Below are 16,057 nucleotides of genomic sequence, written 5' to 3' on the forward strand. Positions count from 1 at the left end.
GTGTCGATGGTGAGGCCCAGCAGCGCCTTCGACACCTTGTCCGAGTCGGTGCTGCCCGCCTTCTTGATGGCCTCCGCGAGGAACTGCATGCCGGTGTAGCCCTGGATCGCCCACGAGGACGGGTATTCGTCCTTCAGGTACTTGGAGAGCTTCTCGGTGTACTCGCGGTGCGCCGCGGTCTCTCCCCAGTAGAAGGCGTCGTAGGTGTTGGCCCAGATGCCGACCGGGTAGTCGGCGCCCATCGACTTGGTGGTCTCCGGGGTGCCCGCCTCGCCGAGCCCGAGGAAGTTGTACTTCACCGCGTCGAACATGCCGAGGGCCTTGCCCTGCTTGGAGTAGGTGACGAAGAAGCCGCCCCAGATCGACGACACGATGGCCTCGGGCTTCTTGGCCATCTGCGCGTTGATGAACGGGTTGTAGTCCTGCTCGCCGAGCTTGGGCCACTGCTGGTCGACGATCTGCACGCTCGGCTTGATCTTCTTGATGTGGTCGACGAACGCCTTCGTCACGTCCTGCCCGTAGGCGTAGTCGAAGGCGATGGTGGCGATCCTGGTGACCGGCCACTTGGCCACGATCTCGGCCGCGCTGCGGCCCTCCATGGTGGTGTTGGCCGCGATCCGGAAGACGTAGGGATGCAGCTTGTCGGCGGCGGTGAGCTGGTCGGTCTTCGGGATCGGCGCGATGAAGACGACCTTGTTCTCCTTGGCCACCACCGAGACCGCCGGCCCTTCCGCGGAGGTCAGCGTGCCCATCAGGAAGTCGACGTTGTCCTTCAGGATCATCTCGCGGGCGACGCGCACCGCCTCGTTGGCGTCCGCCTTGGAGTCGCGCACGACCAGCTCGATCTTGCGGCCGAGCACGCCGCCCTTGGCGTTGATCTCCTCGACGTACATCATGGCCCCCTTGGACGCGGGCTCTCCGAAGAGCGCGGGCGGGCCCGACAGGGGCAGGGGCACGCCGACCTTGATCGGCTTCTGGGCCTCGGCGGCCATCGGGACCGCCAGGGCCACCGCCAGCAGCATCGTGAGTACGCGCAGCATCATGCCGAGCCTCCTTTGGCGACGGGAAGATTGCAGGTGACGGGAGACACCGGGCCGATCCTCACCGGGCAGGCAGGCCGGGCGTTGCGGTCCGGATCCGGAACACCGACGTCGAGGCGGTGATGAAGAGGCTCCGGTGGTCGGAGTCGCCCCACGCGAAGTTCGCCGCCGGCTCGGGCGTGTGGATGACGCCCAGGCACTCCGCCTGCGGACTGAAGACGTGGATCCCGCCGGGCCCGCAGCAGTACACGTTGCCCTGCGAGTCGATCTTCATGCCGTCGGGCGCGCCCTTGCCCTCGCCCACCGTCTCGGCCCACACGCGCCCGCCGGAGAGCGTGCCGTCCCCTTTGACGTCGAACAGGCGGATGTGCTTGCGGGCGGTGTCGTTGACGAAGAGCTGCCGGCCGTCCCGCGAGAAGCAGAGGCCGTTGGGCCGATCGAAGTCGTCCACCAGGAGCACCGGGCTCTTCGGATCGGGCCCGACGCGGAACACGCCCTGGAATGGCAGCTCTTGAGGCCGCTTCACGCCGTAGAACTCGGCGCGGCCGTAAGGCGGATCGCTGAAGTAGATGCCGCCATCGGCGGCGCACACGATGTCGTTCGGGCTGTTCAGCTGCTTGCCTTGGAAGTGCGTGGCCAGCGGGGTGATCCGGCCGTCCGGCTCGGTCCGCGAGACCTGACTCGAGGCGTGCTCGCAGGCCAGCAGGCGGCCCTGGCGGTCCCACGTCAGGCCGTTGGATTTGTTGCACGGCTTCCGGAACGTCGTGACGCCATCCGTCGCGGACCACCGGCGCAGGTGGTCGCCCGGCATGTCGCTCCAGAGCAAGTACTGGCCGGTCGGATGCCAGAGCGGCCCTTCGGTGAACAAGCAACCGGTGGCGATCGGCTCGAACGTGACGGCTGTCCCGACGACCTGGGAGAACCGGGGGTCGCGGGCCGTGAGCGTGCTGTCAGGCATTGTTTGTTCTAATTGGGGGGGAGCGGCGTCGCTCCTCCCCCAAGCCCCCCCACCACACTGTTCATGCGGTTGGCGGCCTTTGCTGGCGCGCTCACTTCTTCGCCATGCGCTCGCCGGGCTTGCCGCCGACGTACCAGTCGGGAGGATCCACCTCCTCGAACACCACCCAGACCGCCTCCTTGGGCAGCTGGGTCACGTCGCTGATCGCGGCGGTCACGCGCTGGGCGATCTCGTCCAGCCGATCCTTGCCCCATCCCTCGTAGATGCGGATGTTCACGAACGGCATTGGACTCTCCCCGGCCCAGCGTGGTGAGAAGCGCTACGAAAGTGCGGGGAGCCTAGCACGCCGGGCCGCGGAGGGGCAAGAGCGCGGCGCGTCAGCCGACGCCGCCGCGCTCCCGGCCCCGCGCGCGAGGTCGGATCAGGCGGTGACCTGGATGCTGTCGCCCGGCTTCATGACGTGCACCTTCACGCTCGGCGCGATGGTCGACACCGCTCGGCGGAACTCCTCGCCGGCCTGCACGCCCATCACCTGCGCCTTGTGGGCGTAGTGCACCGGCACCGCGTGCGAGACGCCCATCATGTGACAGGCGCGGGCCGCGTCCTGGGGGCCCATCGTGTACGGCCCGTCGCCGACGCAGAAGAAGCCCAGCTGCGGCCGGTAGCGCTCGCCGATCATCTTCATGTCGCCGAAGAGGTCGGTATCGCCGCTGGCGTACACCCGCACCCCGCCGAGCCTGCAGCAGTAGTCGCCGATGTGGTCACCATGAACCGGAGAATGACGCGGACGAACCTCCGTTCCGAAACTGCTGGCCGCCGGCGCCGGTTTCCCAGCGCCGGGTGCCGCGGCTACTGGCCCGACCCGAAGCGCTTCGCGGCCCTCAGCTCGGGCCGGTCGCCGTCGGCGGTCTTGCCGAGGGCCACCAGCAGTAAATAGTACGCGCGAGCCTTGCCGCCGTCCCCGGCCAGCTCCGCGGCGCGCGCCGCGCCGTAGAGGCCCTGGAAGCGGTTCGGCTCGACCCGCTGCGAGGCCTCGAACTCCTTGAGGGCCGCCGCCGGCTGCCCGGTCTCGAGCAGCATCTCCCCGAGCAGCTCGCGGGCCGGCTTGACCGGGCCCGGCGTCACCGGATGCTTCTCGGTGGCGTCCTCGGCGTCCGCCGCCGCGCGCATGAGCGACAGCGCTTCGTCGTTGCGGCCCTCGGCCCGGGTGATCCAGGCGACCACCGCGAGCCGCTGCACCTCGCTCTGGTGCGCCCAGTAGAGGCTCTTCGCTGCGGTGAGCGAATCGCGCAGCGCCTCGATGCGCGCGAGGTCCTGCCGGGCCCGCGCGGGGTCGCCGCTGCGAGCGGCCCCGAGGCCGCGCGCGAACCAGACGATCGACTCGGCCTGGGGGAATCGGTTCCAGGCCAGGTCGGCCGGGGTGGGCGACAACGCCGCCGCCTCGGCCCACTGGCTGCGCTCGAGCGCGTAGCGCGCGGGGATGGCCGCGAGGGCGAAGGCGCCCGCGAAGTGGTCGACGTTGAGCTTCCGGGTCGCGGTGACCTCCTCCACGAGCGCTCGCGCCTCGCGGTCCCGGGCGAGCTGCATGTAGCCGTACATCATGTAGTCGTAGGCGTGCAGGCCCTCGTACGACCGCAGGCCGGTCTGCGATCCGCCGGCGGCCAGCGTGTCCGCGGCCGCCTTCGCGGAGGCGCGGTTGGTCTCGATCGACTCCTGCCAGCTCCCCACCCGCGTGAAGATGTGCGAGGGCATGTGCAGGGCGTGCGGCGCCGACGGGGCGATGCCCGCGTACCGCTTCGCGGCGGGCAGGCCCTTGGCCGCGATCGGCGGGAAGTCGTAGCTGTGGATCAGGTAGTGAGCGATCCCCGGATGATCGGGCTCCTTCGCGAACGCCTTCTCGAGGATGGCCGCCGCCTTCAGCTGGTTGGCGTAGGTCTTGTCGTTGGGATCGAGGGTGATGTTGAGCGCGAGCGCGTAGAACACCGCCGCCTCGCGATCGGCGGGATACTTCGCCGCGATCTGCTCCATCGCCCGCTCGTAGGCCAGCGCCCGGGTGCGATGGTCCACGCGATCGGCATCCTTGTAGAAGATCTCGATGGCCGCGATGTAGTCGCGCTCCCGATCGGTCTTGGCCCCCGCCGCCTTCGCCTTCTCCACCGCGGCCCCGCCCTCCTTGAGGCCGCGGGCGTTGGGCGGCCCGGCCAGCGGGTTGCCCAGCCACGACATCGCCACGCCCCACCAGGCCATGCCGCAGGCCGGATCGGCGGTGGCCACCTCGGTGAACGCGGCTACCGAGGCGTCCAGCGCGAACGAGTGCAGCAGGGCCACCGCACGATCGAACCGCGGCTGGACGGCCGCCGCGCAGGACGTCCTGAACCGCACGGTCCCGAGCCGCTCCCGGTCCTGGGCCGGGAGCGGGGTCGTGGTGGCGGTGACGAGGCCGATGACCAGCAGCGCCGACACGAGGGTCTTCATGGCGTTCCTCCTGTGCACGGGGCAAGCGCGTGGGCGAAGTGTGCATGAACCGATGTCCGGCTGGCAAATGCTATGCTGGGGCCGTGGCCGATCTCGCCAACGAGTTCTCCTGGTCGCGGACGCGCGACAACGCCTTCCAGGAGTGCCGCCGGCGCTACTACTACCAGTACTACGGCGCCTGGGGCGGCTGGGACGCCGACAGCGACCCGCTGGTCCGCCGTCTCTACGTCCTGAAGCAGCTCGCCACCCGTCAGATGTGGGCCGGCCGCCTCGTGCACGAGGCGGTCGAGCGCGTGCTGCTGGCCCTGCGCGACGGCCACGGACTCAGCGAGGCCGCCCTGATCGAGGACACCGTGCGCCAGATGCGCGCGGAGTGGAAGGGCTCGCGCGACGGCGTCTACCGCGAGAGGCCGAAGCGGCCGTCGCTGTTCGAGCACGAGTACGCGGTGCCCATCCGCGACAGCGAGTGGCAGGCCCTGCGCGATCACGTGGTGCGCTGCCTGCGGAACTTCCATCGGCTGGCCGTGCTGACCGACATCAAGCGCACCCCGACCGAGCGATGGATCTTCATCGAGGACATCGGCTCCTTCCCCTTCGAGGGCACGCGCATCTTCACCGCGCCCGACTTCGGGTACTGGAGCCAGGCCGACCGCCTGCAGCTGCTCGACTGGAAGACGGGCGGCGGCGGCGAGGGCGCCTCGCTCCAGCTGGGTGGCTACGCCCTCTACGCGCTCGAGGTGCTCGGGGTGGATCTGAGCCGCGTGGATCTCCTCGAGGTCAACCTGCGCGAAGGCAAGGTCACCCCGCATCCGTGGGACGAGGCGAGCCTCGACCGGGTGCGCGAGCACATCCGGCTGTCCGTCCGCTCGATGAAGGCCTACCTCAAGGATCCGGAGCGCAATCTCGCGGAGGAGTCCGGCTTCGAGAAGACGGAGGACCTGCGAATCTGCCGCTGGTGCAACTTCCGGGCGGTCTGCCGGCCCGAGCTCGCCCCGTTCGCGGTGGCGACGGCGCCGGCCCGGGCCGCGGAGGCCACGTCGTGAAGGCGCTGCTCGTCGACCTCGACGACACGCTGCTCAACTACACCGGCGGCGTGGACGAATGCTGGCATCACGCCTGCGAGGCCCACGCCGGTCCGGTCGGCATCGACCCGGCCGGGCTGGTGAAGGCCATCGTGGAGACGCGCCGCTGGTTCTGGAGCGACCCGGGCCGCCACCGCGTCGAGCGCATCGACATGCTGCGCGCGTGGACTCGCATCACCGCCCACGCGCTGACCTCGGTGGGCCGCGGCGACGACACGCTGGCCGCGGCGATCGCCGAGGACTTCGCGGAGCGCCGCTGGGAGCGCATGACGCTGTTCCCGGGGGTCACCGCCGCCCTCGAGGCGCTGCGCGCCCGCGGAGTGCCGATGGCGCTGGTCACCAACGGCGACACCAAGCACCAGCGTCGGAAGATCGCCGAGCACGACCTGGAGCGGTTCTTCGATGTCATCGTGATCGAGGGCGAGATGGGGGTGGGCAAGCCCGAGTCGGTCGTCTACCGCTATGCGCTCTCCCGGCTGCGGATCAAGCCCGAGGAGGCGTGGATGGTCGGCGATAACCTGGAATGGGACGTCGCGGCGCCCCAGCGGCTGGGGCTGCGCGGGGTCTGGGTCGACGGTCCCGGTCTTGGCCTGCCCGAGACGTGCGAGGTGCCCCCGCACCGCATCATCCGCACCTTCCCGCAGCTGCTCGAGCCCGAGACCGCCCCGCCGAGGGCCTGATCCCCGGCCCCGGCAATTTGGCTTGGGCGATTAATTCTCGATGTGCAAGACTGTGATTCCGCGGACGTTTCTCGCGATCGACATACCGGCGGAGGGGACGATCATGGGGAAGGGAAGCTGGCTGCCGATGGGCATTGCGCTCGCGCTGTTGACCACGGGGTGCGCCACCGAGCGCGAGTGGACCACCTGGCGCGCGCATCCGACGCACTACGCCAACGGGAACCACATGGCATTCTCGGTCACCAACATGGTGGGTGGCGCCCCGCGTGTCACGCCCGAGCTGGTGCAGACGGCCAAGCGCGAAGGCTGGTGGGGCCGCAACATGCCGTCCGACGCGCAGCTCGCCAACGTGAGCGGCACCTGGGAAGGCACGTGGACCGGCTACGGCCTGCAGCGGGTCCCCCGCAGCGGCATCGCCACCGGCACCTTCCAGCTGAACGGCGGCGCTACCGGCGAAGGCCGGCTCTCCATGAGCGACGCGCAGGTCGCGGAGGGCGTGCCGCTGGCGTTGCGCGAGGGCTCCTCGATGGGCGTCCCGGTCCAGATCTCGGTCTCGGAGACCGAGATGTGGGTGAACAACGCGGAGACGCGGCGGCCGTTCGCGGCGATCTTCGTGCTCGAGGGCGATCGCCTGGTCGGGAACTTCCTCTACACCGGCTCGCCGGTCCGCGTCGAGCTGACCCGGCAGCGCTGAGGGCCGCCGGCGTCAGGGCGGGGCGGGCTGGACGACGACGGTCCTGATCACCGCCAGATAGCGCTGCGCTACCCGTTGCACGTCGGCCGCGGTGACCGCCCGCACCGCGTCGACGTAGCGGCCGAGGAACTCGTGGCCGACGTCGTCTTCCTCGTAGGCCGCGAGATACCACGCTTGCCGGGCATTCGTCCGGCGATCCATCGCGAGATTGCCCAGCAGGTAGGCCTTGGCCACTCGCAATTCGTCCTCGCCGACCGGCTCCCGTCGCACCCGCTCGAGCTGCTGCCGCAGCGCGGTCTCCGCGCGGTTCACGTTCTCCGGCGCGGTGCCGAGGCGCACCAGAAAGTAGCTGTTGTCCACGCGCGTCGGATACTGCGTGCCGGTGGTGTAGGCCAGGCCCGCCTTGTCCCGTAGCTCGGAGAAGAAGCGGCCGGCCATGCCGCCGCCGAGCACGGCGCCGAGCACCTGCACCGCGGCGTAGTCCGGATCGGTCAGCGGCGGCGCCAGCGTGCCCATCAGGATCTGGGCCTGCGCGCCGGGCACGATCCGCACCTCGCGCCACGGCGCGGGGGCCGGCGGCGGAGGCGGCGAAGCGACCGGCAACCGGCCCGCGGGCGCCGGCCCGAAGAGGCGGGTGGCCTGCGCGACGACCTCGGCGGTCCGCACGCGGCCGCTCACCGCGAGCACCATCCCGCCCGGCACGTAGTGACGCTTGTAGTGGGCGAGCAGCGCCTCACGGTCGATGCGCGCGAGGCTCTCCTTGAGCCCGATGGGATCCCACGCGTACGGATGGCGGCCGAACGTGCGCGCGGTCAACGTGTCCAGCCCCACGTCGTAGGGCTTCTCGCCGCGATTGCGCACCTGCCGCAGCAGGAAGTCGCGCACCGACCCGAGGACGCCGTCGGGCATGCTGGGCCGCAGCGCGATGTCGGCGACCAGCTCCAGCAGCTCGATCCAGTGCCGCGACAGCGCGGTGCCCGCGATCTCCGAGAAGTCCACGTCGCCGGTCGCCTCGATGCTGCCGCCCATCGCGTCGGCCGCCTCGACGATCTGGGTGCCGTCGCGCGTGGGGGTCCCGCGCACCGCCATGAGCTGCACCAGGTTCGAGATGCCCGCGTTGTCCGTGGTCTCCCAGCGCGTGCCCATCTTCACCATCAGCGAGATCCCCACCACCGGCGCGATGGGATTGTCGCGGACCAGCACGGTGAGGCCGTTGGGCAGGCGCGTGCGAACGACCGCCGGCCCCTGCGCGGCCGCGGAGGCGACGCCGAGACCGGCCAGCAGCAGCGCGGCGGCCACGACGACGGCGCGGGGGCGCATCAGCGCGCCGCCTTCGGCACGAAGGCCAGGTGGGCATAGCCGCTGCGGGAGAGATAGCGCCGGGCCGCGTCCCGGATCTGCTCGCGGCTGACGCGGCGCAGGCGCTCCACGTAGCGCAGCTCGGCGTCGAGGTTCCAGGTGGTCTCGGCCAGGCCGTACGCGTAGGCCAGGCCCTCGGAGGTCTCGGTGTCGAAGGCGTGCTGGGCCTCGAACTTGGTGAGAGCCAGGCGCCGCTCCTCCTCGGTCGGGCCGGTCTCCTGGATCCGCGCGATCTCTTCCAGGATGATCGCCTCCGCGCGCGGCAGATCCCTGGCCTCGAGATCGGCGCGCAGGCTGACGATGCCGCCCTCCACGAGCGCGGAATAGCTCATGGTCACGCTCGAGACGAGCCGCTCCTGGTCGCGCAGCCGGCGGGCCAGGCGCGAGCTCTCGGTCCCGGCGAGGATGGTGGAGAGCAGATCCACCGCGTCGCCGGCCGGATCGTCGGAGCGCGGGGCCTGCCAGCCGAGCGCCAGATGCGCCTGTTGCTCGTCGCGCTCCACGGTGCGGCGCACCGTCTGGGCGAGGGGCCGCGGCGCCACCACCGGCGGGCTCTTGTAACCGGTCGCGGGCTGGCGCCCGAACGCGCGCTCGGCGGCGGCCCGCACCGTCACCCCGTCGACCGGGCCGGCCACCACGAGAGTCATGTTGTCCGGCACGTACCAGCGGCGGTTGAAGGCGCGCAGCCGCGCCTGGGTGGCCGCGTTCATCGTCTCGCGCGTGCCCAGCACCGGCCGCCCGTAGGGATGGCCCGCGAAGACCAGGGCATAGAGCTGGCGCACGATCGCGGTGCGCGCGTGGTCCTGCTCGATCCGCGCCTCCTCGAAGATGACCTCGCGCTCGCGGGCCACCTCGTCCGGCGCGAAGGTGGAGCGGAACGCCATGTCCGCGAGCAGCTCGATGCCGCGTCCGGTCGCCTCGGCGGGCACCACGAAGTAGAACGTGGTGTAGTCGAACGAGGTCACCGCATTCGAGCGGCCGCCCACGCCTTCGATCGCGCGGTCGATGTAGCCGGGGCCGAACCGGTCGGTGCCCTTGAAGAGCATGTGCTCCTGGAAGTGCGCGTAGCCGAGCTGGTCGGGCGCCTCGTAGCGCGAGCCGGTGCCCACGAAGAGATAGATGGCGGCGATGTCGGCGGCGCGATGCTCCTGCACGATGAGGCGCATCCCGTTGCGGAGGGTCTGACGGCTGGGCGGGGGCAGGTCGGCGGTGGCCGCGTCCCCGGCCGAGGAGCCGGCGGAGCGGGAGCCGGCGCAGCCGGCCAGCAGCACCGCGAGGAGCCCGAGCGCGGCGGCGCCCCGCGCCGGTGAGATCATGGGTGCGACTCGGCCGGGCCCGTTCCCTCCGGCGCCGCGGTGGCCGAGGGGAGCTCCGGACCGAAGGTCCGGACCAGCCGCTCGCCGTGGCTCGGATGCACCGAGAGCTGCGACGCGACCATCGAGGCGGGCACCCGTGCCCGCACCGCGAGCGCGCAGAGCTGGATCAGCTCGGCGGCGGCGGGCGAGACCATCTGGGCTCCCACGAGCCGCTGGGTATCCTGATCGAGGACCAGCTTGAAGTAGCCGCCCTCCTCGCCGGTGGCGACGCTGTTGCTGCTCCCGCGCGCGTCCATGCGCGCCACCGCGGGCACGACGCCGTGCGCGGGAGCCTCGCCGTACGCCAGGCCGACCAGCCCCACCTCGGGCGTGGTGAAGATCACCTGCGGGATCACCGTCTCGTCGGCCCGCTCGATGTCACCCCGCAGCGCGTTGACCGCGGCGATCCGTCCCTCGTGGGCGGCCACCGGCGTGAGCTGGCGGTTGCCCGCCGCATCGCCGGCCGCATAGATGTGCGGGATCGAGGTGGCCAGGTACGGGCTCGTGCGCAGTCCGAGCCGGCCCACCTCGACGCCGATGCGCGAGGCCCCGACCGCGTGGGGACGGAAGCGCCGGCCGATCGCCGCGCACACGTGGCGGCTCGTCATGGTGTTGGCCATGCCCGCGCTGTCGAACTCGATGGCCACCAGGTCCCCGCTCCGCGCGAGGCGGCTCACCGCGGTCTGCAGCCGGAAGGTGACTCCGCGCCCTTCCAGGATCTTCCGCAGGTAGCGCGCGACGTCGGGATCGACTCCGGGCAGGATCTCCGCGTCGCGCGCCAGCACCGTGACCTTGGATCCGAAGTCGCAGAAGGCGGAGGCGAGCTCGAGCGCCACCGGCCCGGCGCCGATGAAGGTCAGCGAGGACGGGAACGCGGGCAGGAACAGGAGCTGGTCCGACGTGATGAGCAGATCGCGGCCGGGCACCTCCGGGATCTCCGGCTCTGAACCCGCCGCGATGATGAACCGCTCGGCGGCGTGCGGAACGCCGTTGACCTCCACGATGTGGGGATCCGTGAAGTGCGCCACGCCGATCGAGACGCGGATGCCCCGCTTCTCCAGATCGGCTGCGGTGGGACGGAGGGAGTCCACCACCTCGTTCTGGCGCTGGATCACCGCCTCCCAGTCGAGCGCGGCGCGGCCCGGCCGCGTGGCGAAGCCGGCCGACTCGCGCACCACGCGGTGCAGGCGGCCCGCGGTCACGAGCGCCTTCTTGGGGATGCACCCGCGGTTGATGCAGAGGCCGCCGAGCGGCCCGCGCTCGGCGATGGCCACCCGGGCGCCCAGGTCGGCCGCCGTCTTCGCCGCGGTGATCCCGGCGGCGCCGGCTCCGATGACCACCAGATCGAAGCGCTCCATGCCCGCGAGTCGTCAGACCGGGATGGCCGCGCCGGAGATCGCGGCGGCCCGGTCCGACAGCAGATAGGCCACCACGTTCGCGACGTCCTGGGTGCTGACCCAGCCCGAGCGGTCGGCGTCGGGCATCGCGCGACGGTTGGCCTCCGTATCCATCGTGCTCGGCAGCACCGTGTTGACGGTCACCCGGTGCGGCTTCACCTCCTGGGCCAGGGCCTGGGTCAGCGTGATCACCGACGCCTTGGAGACGGTATAGGCGATGAAGCCGCCCTGGGGAGGCACCACCGCGCGCGACGCGATGTTGACGATGCGCCCCGAGCGGGCCGCGATCATGCCGGGCAGCACCGCGCGGCAGGCGATGACCACCGACGTGAGGTTGAGCTTCATCATCCGCTCCCACTCCGCCAGCGGAGTGGACACCAGGTCGCCCCCCGCGAAGCCGCCCACCACGTTGACCAGCGCGTCCACGCGCCCGTACCGCTCGCGCACCGTCTGCACGAACTTGGCGACCGCGGTCTCGTCGGTGACGTCGGCGGGCAGGGCGTGCACGCGCGCCCGCTGCTCGGCGGTCAGGCGGCCCTCGAGCGCGGCGCGCTCCGCGGGCACCGCGTAGGGAATCGCGACGGTGACGCCGCCCTGCAGCAGGGTGGCGCTGATCGCCTGGCCGAGTGCCCCGGTGCCGCCGGTGACGATGGCGACCTCGCCGCTCACGAGGTGGCCCGCGCGCGGCGGGCCGCGTGCTCCTCCGCGCGGCGCGCCAGGTCGAAGTCGAGGGCAGTGATGCCGCCCGCGTCGTGAGTGGTGAGATCGATCACCACGCGGTTGTACACATTGAACCACTCCGGATGGTGATCGAGCGCGTCCGCCTCCCGCGCCACGTCGCTCATGAACGCGAAGGCCTGGGTGAAGTCGGCGAAGGTCAGCTCGCGGTGGAGCTTGCCCGCCTGCACCGACCAGCCGGGCAGGGCGGCGAGACGCTGCGTGACCTCGGCGTCGGCGAGCCGGCCCGGCCGGGGCATCGGCTAGCCCGCCGCGGGCGCCGCCATCACGGCGGAGCGCTGCACGTCCTCGTAGCGCACCTTCGAGACGTCGAAGGCCTCGATGTTCTCCACCAGCTTCTTGAACGTCTGCTCGAAGCCCGGCAGGGTCTTGCGCTGGCGGGTGAGCGGGGTGGTGCGGGCGAGCACGTAGTTCTTCACGTAGGGATGGTTGATGCCGCGCTTCTTGATCTTGGCCACCACCGCGCCGAGGGCCTCGTCGGCCGCACGCACGAGGGCGGCACGCTCCTCGCGCTCGGCCAGCGTCTTCGGGAAGCGGCCCTTCAGGAACTTGTCCACCCGGCGCAGGATCGGTGCGAACGCTCCGCCCGCGAAGCGCTTGTTCTGCTCGTAGAGCAGGCCGAGGGTGATGAAGTGGGCGGACTCGAACTGGAACGCGTAGTCCTCCTCGCCCGACTCCGGCTGCTCCTCGGCGAGGCCGCGGTACATGCGGATCACCTCGAGGGACTTCTCCTTGAGGTTGTGGGCCTTCTCGGTGTTCAGCGCGAGGATCTGGTACGCCACCTCCGGCTCCGGCACCAGGATCGCGGGAATGACCCGGGTCTTGAGCTTGGCGAGGACGGCGCGCCGATGGTTGCCGTTGGGCGTCCAGTAGCGGCCCGGGCCCGGCGACATCATCACCACCGGATCCACGAAGCGGTCGATCTTCTTGACCACCTCCTGCAGCCGCTTGACGTGGGTCGGGGACAGATCGCGCTGGTAGGGAGTGGGCTCGACCATCTCCATGGGAAGGAGGCAGAACACGTGCCAGTGATCGCCCACCGGCTCGCGGTACACGGCCAGGACCGCGCCGCCGTCCCGCTCGACCTGCTCGACGAGGGCCGCGGTCTGCCGGGGCGGCTCCTCCTCGGGATGCACGCGCCACTTCGCCATGTCGGGGATTATGATGCGGCGCCCGCGCCGGCGCAAGGAATCGGCCCCGGCGTGGTCGCATCGCGCGGCGCGCGCCGGAGCGCCGCCGCCCCAGCGGGGGTCGTCAGGCCCCCTTCCCGACGCGACTGGCTCGCCTGCGATAGCGCGGCTCGGTATGCGCCCGGCGTCGTTCCGGTCAAGCGGCGGAACACGGTCGAGAAATGGCTCGGGGTCCGGAAGCCGACCAGGCGCGCGATACGAGAGATGGGCAGCTCGCGCGCGGCCAGCAGGCGGATCGCGCGATCGACGCGCGTGCGCACCACGAAGCGGTGGGGCGGCAGCCCGGTGCTGTGCTGGAAGAGCCGGGCGAAATGATAGGGGCTCATGTAGACGACCGAGCCCAGCTGGGCGAGTCGCAGATCCTCGTCGAGATGCTCCTGGATGTAGTCCGTGACCCGGCGCAGTCGGGCGAGAGGCAGCACGCTCGGCCTCGCGGCGCGGCTGGGCGCCGGGGTCTCGGTCGGGGTCATCGTCATCATCATCGTCATTGTCCTCCACACGCTGCGGGCTGCTGGGTTCGTCTCACGGCGTCGAGCAGCACGTCGCCGTGGAATGGCTTGCCGAGGAACGCGACCGCCCCGGCCGCGAGCGACCGGGTTCCGGACGGAGCAGCACCGGGACTCGTCGTCGACGATCGCGACCACCGGCGTGGGCGTCCGCTCATGGGCTGTCCTCACTCCTCAGGCTAGACCCGCGGGCGGCGACCGTCCACCCGACCTTCGTCGGGTCGGAGGGCCGTGGCGAATTCTTGCCGGAGGCTGGCGAGAGCGCGGTGCGGGTTGCCGGCGGCGGCATCATAGAAAGGAGAAGCCCATGACGAAGATCCACCCCCGAGCCAGGAGGGCCATGGCATGAGCACCGCGACCCGGACCCCATCGACCGCAGAGCCGACCCGCCCCCCGCTGCCGCCATTCGATCGCGCCGCCGCAATCCAGAAGGTGCGGCTCGCCGAGGACGCATGGAACAGTCGCGATCCGCTGAAGGTCGCGCAAGGGTATTCGCCAGACAGCGTCTGGCGCAATCGCGCCGAGTTCTTCTCGGGCCGCGACGCGATCGTCGAGTTCCTGACGAGAAAGTGGAATCGGGAGCTCGACTACCGGCTGATCAAGGAGGTGTGGGCGTTTGACGACACACGGATCGCGGTGCGCTTCGCCTACGAATGGCACGACGACAGTGGACAGTGGTTCCGCTCGTACGGCAACGAGAACTGGGAGTTTGCCGCCAACGGTCTCATGGCGCGGCGTCACGCCAGCATCAACGACCTGCGGATTCGCGAGGCGGATCGCAAGTATCAGTGGCCTCTCGGCCGTCGGCCCGACGGACACGCGGGTCTTTCCGATCTCGGGCTCTGACCCGGAAGATTCATCCGGCACGAAATTCCTACCCGCGCTCCCGGCGACGAAAGTGCGTCGGCGGGGGCATTTGGACGGCCTGCGCATGGCAGATTCCTTGCAATTTCGATATGTCGCGGCAGAAAGCGAGGGATCGATCATGAAGCGCACGAACATCGGGATCCTGACCGCTCTGGCCATCGTCATCGGCGGCGTCGTGGCGACCAGCGCGGCGACGCCCGAGACGCCCGAGAGGAATCTCGGCGGAACCTGGCATGGCTCGTTCTCGCAGATCGGCGGCGTGCTCTACGTGGCCGAAGGACGCTGCGTCCTGAACATCCACGATGACGGCACCTTTACCGCGACCGTGACCCCTGGACCCGGCGCCAACAATCTGGTGAAGGGCAGCACATGGTCCGGCACCGTCGTTCCGGAGGGGGATCAGTACACGTTTCGTACTTCGAGCGGCACATGGACGACGCTGGTCCGGAAGGGTGACACGTTGTACGGGGTCGCCAACGATCCGCTGATCGAGTCCGACATCATGGTCAAGCTCGATCGGCAGGCCGGCTAGCGTATCGTCGAGCGTCCGGGCCGGGATCGGCTCCCGGATCCGGGCCCCGGCGGCCCGTGATCCGCGACCTGTCGGATTCTTGCCTGAAAACGCCGCTCCGTATCGCTCGCGTCGATCGTCCACTCGTCCAAAAGACACAACGCATACGAGGGAGATCGAATGACCAGCACTCAGACCAAAGTCGCGGTCGTGACCGGCGCGTCGGGCGGCATCGGGCGCGAGGTCGCCCTGCGCCTGGCCCGCGACGGCTTCTCGGTGGCGCTCGGCTACGCGGGAAATCCGGCGCGAGCGGAGGACGCGGTGGCCGAGATCAACGCCGCGAGCGGGCACGCCTTCACCGTCCAGGCCGACGTCGCCGATGAGGAAGCGGTGGAGCGGCTCTTTCAGCAGTCGCGCGACGCATTCGGGCGGATCGACGTGGTGGTGAACAGCGCGGGCATCATGCCACTCGGGCCCATCGCAGACGGCGACCTGCGCGCGTTCGACCGGATCATCGCGGTCAACCTGCGCGGAACGTTCATCGTGCTCGGCCGGGCCGCGCGGCGTGTCGGCCCCGGCGGACGCATCATCGCGCTCTCCAGCAGTGTCGTGGCCAGGTCGCTCCCGGGCTACGGGGCCTACATCGCCTCGAAGGCCGGCGTCGAAGGTCTCGTCCGCGTGCTCGCCAACGAGCTGCGGGGCCGCCAGATCACGGTCAATGCGGTGGCACCGGGTCCGGTGGGGACCGAGCTCTTTGTCCAGGGCAAGACGGAGGCGCAGATCGAGCAGTTCCGCAAGCTGGCGCCGCTCGAGCGGCTCGGTCGCCCGGAGGACATCGCGGACGTGGTGTCGTTCCTGGCCGGGCCCGGCGGCGGCTGGATCAACGGACAGGTGCTGCGCGCCAACGGCGGTTTCGCCTGACCCTCACGAGAATCTCCGGCAATCGGGAGGCATCGCAAGAGCAGGAGAAAGCGAGGCATCACCATGATGAAGAGGACGTTCGCTGTCGTCGCCACGCTCGCGTTGGTGCTCGCGCTCGGGGTGCCGGGTGAGGCCGGACCCGGCGGACCGCACGGGGGCGTCGTGCACCAGGGATTCGATGGACACCATGGTATCGCCGGGCCCCACGGGTTCCATGGTCACCATGGCATCGGCCATGGCTTCCATCGCGGCTTCGCGGTCGGCCCGGCATTCCCGTACTACCC

The 16,057-nt window shown here is 70.5% G+C and carries 19 protein-coding genes; 6 read left to right on the top strand and 13 right to left on the bottom strand.

What is annotated here, in order from left to right; translation table 11 throughout:
• The 5 genes from VKN16_19695 to VKN16_19715 form a co-directional block, all read right to left on the bottom strand.
• The coding region (locus VKN16_19695; protein ID HME96429.1) for an ABC transporter substrate-binding protein at window positions 1-1,043 on the bottom strand (1,043 nt) is incomplete at its 3' end.
• Window positions 1,044-1,101: 58 nt separating this feature from the next.
• Window positions 1,102-1,998: an SMP-30/gluconolactonase/LRE family protein gene (locus tag VKN16_19700; protein HME96430.1), complete on the bottom strand. Its 897-nt coding sequence runs from the start codon at window positions 1,996-1,998 to the stop codon at window positions 1,102-1,104.
• A 91-nt stretch (window positions 1,999-2,089) separates the two neighbouring features.
• Complete coding sequence (locus tag VKN16_19705) at window positions 2,090-2,284, bottom strand: 4-oxalocrotonate tautomerase family protein (GenBank protein ID HME96431.1); 195 nt, start codon at window positions 2,282-2,284, stop codon at window positions 2,090-2,092.
• 135 nt (window positions 2,285-2,419) lie between these two features.
• Window positions 2,420-2,725: a hypothetical protein gene (locus tag VKN16_19710; GenBank protein ID HME96432.1), complete on the bottom strand. Its 306-nt coding sequence runs from the start codon at window positions 2,723-2,725 to the stop codon at window positions 2,420-2,422.
• 122 nt (window positions 2,726-2,847) lie between these two features.
• Window positions 2,848-4,473, bottom strand: a complete 1,626-nt coding sequence (locus VKN16_19715; protein ID HME96433.1) for a hypothetical protein — start codon at window positions 4,471-4,473, stop codon at window positions 2,848-2,850.
• An 83-nt stretch (window positions 4,474-4,556) separates the two neighbouring features.
• Here VKN16_19715 and VKN16_19720 point away from each other — a divergent pair, with 83 nt between their 5' ends.
• The 3 genes from VKN16_19720 (at window position 4,557) to VKN16_19730 (ending at window position 6,929) form a co-directional block, all read left to right on the top strand.
• Complete coding sequence (locus VKN16_19720) at window positions 4,557-5,516, top strand: PD-(D/E)XK nuclease family protein (GenBank protein ID HME96434.1); 960 nt, start codon at window positions 4,557-4,559, stop codon at window positions 5,514-5,516.
• Window positions 5,513-6,235 carry an HAD family hydrolase gene (locus VKN16_19725; protein HME96435.1) on the top strand — a complete coding sequence of 241 codons (723 nt, stop codon included), beginning with the start codon at window positions 5,513-5,515 and terminating at the stop codon, window positions 6,233-6,235. The genes VKN16_19720 and VKN16_19725 overlap by 4 nt, the downstream gene beginning before the upstream one ends.
• Before the next feature lie 103 nt (window positions 6,236-6,338).
• Complete coding sequence (locus tag VKN16_19730) at window positions 6,339-6,929, top strand: hypothetical protein (protein HME96436.1); 591 nt, start codon at window positions 6,339-6,341, stop codon at window positions 6,927-6,929.
• A gap of 12 nt (window positions 6,930-6,941) precedes the next feature.
• Here the strand turns inward: VKN16_19730 and VKN16_19735 are convergent, their stop codons facing one another.
• From VKN16_19735 to VKN16_19765, 7 genes are read right to left on the bottom strand one after another with little or no spacing between them, the layout of a single operon-like run.
• On the bottom strand, window positions 6,942-8,249 hold the full coding sequence (locus VKN16_19735) for a pitrilysin family protein (GenBank protein HME96437.1): 1,308 nt from the start codon (window positions 8,247-8,249) through the stop codon (window positions 6,942-6,944).
• Window positions 8,249-9,604: a pitrilysin family protein gene (locus tag VKN16_19740; protein HME96438.1), complete on the bottom strand. Its 1,356-nt coding sequence runs from the start codon at window positions 9,602-9,604 to the stop codon at window positions 8,249-8,251. Before VKN16_19740 ends, VKN16_19735 begins: the two co-directional genes overlap by 1 nt.
• Entirely contained in the window at window positions 9,601-11,001 is a 1,401-nt protein-coding gene (locus VKN16_19745) for an NAD(P)/FAD-dependent oxidoreductase (GenBank protein ID HME96439.1), read from the bottom strand. The genes VKN16_19740 and VKN16_19745 overlap by 4 nt, the downstream gene beginning before the upstream one ends.
• Window positions 11,002-11,013: 12 nt before the next feature.
• The gene (locus VKN16_19750; GenBank protein HME96440.1) at window positions 11,014-11,709 is read right to left on the bottom strand and encodes an SDR family NAD(P)-dependent oxidoreductase; all 696 of its coding nucleotides are present in this window, start codon (window positions 11,707-11,709) and stop codon (window positions 11,014-11,016) included.
• Window positions 11,706-12,017, bottom strand: coding sequence for a 4a-hydroxytetrahydrobiopterin dehydratase (locus VKN16_19755; GenBank protein ID HME96441.1), 312 nt, complete (start codon window positions 12,015-12,017; stop codon window positions 11,706-11,708). The genes VKN16_19750 and VKN16_19755 overlap by 4 nt, the downstream gene beginning before the upstream one ends.
• Before the next feature lie 3 nt (window positions 12,018-12,020).
• The gene (locus VKN16_19760; protein HME96442.1) at window positions 12,021-12,929 is read right to left on the bottom strand and encodes a chromosome partitioning protein ParB; all 909 of its coding nucleotides are present in this window, start codon (window positions 12,927-12,929) and stop codon (window positions 12,021-12,023) included.
• 8 nt (window positions 12,930-12,937) lie between these two features.
• Window positions 12,938-13,438, bottom strand: a complete 501-nt coding sequence (locus VKN16_19765; GenBank protein HME96443.1) for an AraC family transcriptional regulator — start codon at window positions 13,436-13,438, stop codon at window positions 12,938-12,940.
• A 381-nt stretch (window positions 13,439-13,819) separates the two neighbouring features.
• Between VKN16_19765 and VKN16_19770 the strand changes: the two genes are divergently transcribed.
• From VKN16_19770 to VKN16_19780, 3 genes are all read left to right on the top strand, one after another.
• Window positions 13,820-14,320: a nuclear transport factor 2 family protein gene (locus tag VKN16_19770; GenBank protein HME96444.1), complete on the top strand. Its 501-nt coding sequence runs from the start codon at window positions 13,820-13,822 to the stop codon at window positions 14,318-14,320.
• Window positions 14,321-14,390: 70 nt separating this feature from the next.
• A complete protein-coding gene (locus VKN16_19775; protein ID HME96445.1) occupies window positions 14,391-14,873 on the top strand; it encodes a hypothetical protein in 483 nt (160 codons plus the stop codon).
• Window positions 14,874-15,032: 159 nt separating this feature from the next.
• On the top strand, window positions 15,033-15,773 hold the full coding sequence (locus tag VKN16_19780; protein HME96446.1) for an SDR family oxidoreductase: 741 nt from the start codon (window positions 15,033-15,035) through the stop codon (window positions 15,771-15,773).
• Window positions 15,774-15,776: 3 nt separating this feature from the next.
• Here the strand turns inward: VKN16_19780 and VKN16_19785 are convergent.
• The coding region (locus VKN16_19785) for a hypothetical protein (protein ID HME96447.1) at window positions 15,777-16,057 on the bottom strand (281 nt) is incomplete at its 5' end.

The sequence above is a fragment of the Candidatus Methylomirabilota bacterium genome (genome assembly GCA_035315345.1).
Classification (GTDB): Bacteria; Methylomirabilota; Methylomirabilia; order Rokubacteriales; family CSP1-6; genus CAMLFJ01.

Excerpts from the sequence above, each read along its gene's own strand:
- VKN16_19735 (HME96437.1), bottom strand. The coding sequence starts at position 8,249 with ATGCGCCCCCGCGCCGTCGTCGTGGCCGCCGCGCTGCTGCTGGCCGGT.
- VKN16_19740 (HME96438.1), bottom strand. The coding sequence starts at position 9,604 with ATGATCTCACCGGCGCGGGGCGCCGCCGCGCTCGGGCTCCTCGCGGTG.
- VKN16_19770 (HME96444.1), top strand. The coding sequence starts at position 13,820 with ATGAGCACCGCGACCCGGACCCCATCGACCGCAGAGCCGACCCGCCCC.
- VKN16_19730 (HME96436.1), top strand. The coding sequence starts at position 6,339 with ATGGGGAAGGGAAGCTGGCTGCCGATGGGCATTGCGCTCGCGCTGTTG.
- VKN16_19705 (HME96431.1), bottom strand. The coding sequence starts at position 2,284 with ATGCCGTTCGTGAACATCCGCATCTACGAGGGATGGGGCAAGGATCGG.
- VKN16_19715 (HME96433.1), bottom strand. The coding sequence starts at position 4,473 with ATGAAGACCCTCGTGTCGGCGCTGCTGGTCATCGGCCTCGTCACCGCC.
- VKN16_19760 (HME96442.1), bottom strand. The coding sequence starts at position 12,929 with ATGGCGAAGTGGCGCGTGCATCCCGAGGAGGAGCCGCCCCGGCAGACC.
- VKN16_19765 (HME96443.1), bottom strand. The coding sequence starts at position 13,438 with ATGACCCCGACCGAGACCCCGGCGCCCAGCCGCGCCGCGAGGCCGAGC.
- VKN16_19745 (HME96439.1), bottom strand. The coding sequence starts at position 11,001 with ATGGAGCGCTTCGATCTGGTGGTCATCGGAGCCGGCGCCGCCGGGATC.
- VKN16_19755 (HME96441.1), bottom strand. The coding sequence starts at position 12,017 with ATGCCCCGGCCGGGCCGGCTCGCCGACGCCGAGGTCACGCAGCGTCTC.
- VKN16_19780 (HME96446.1), top strand. The coding sequence starts at position 15,033 with ATGACCAGCACTCAGACCAAAGTCGCGGTCGTGACCGGCGCGTCGGGC.
- VKN16_19700 (HME96430.1), bottom strand. The coding sequence starts at position 1,998 with ATGCCTGACAGCACGCTCACGGCCCGCGACCCCCGGTTCTCCCAGGTC.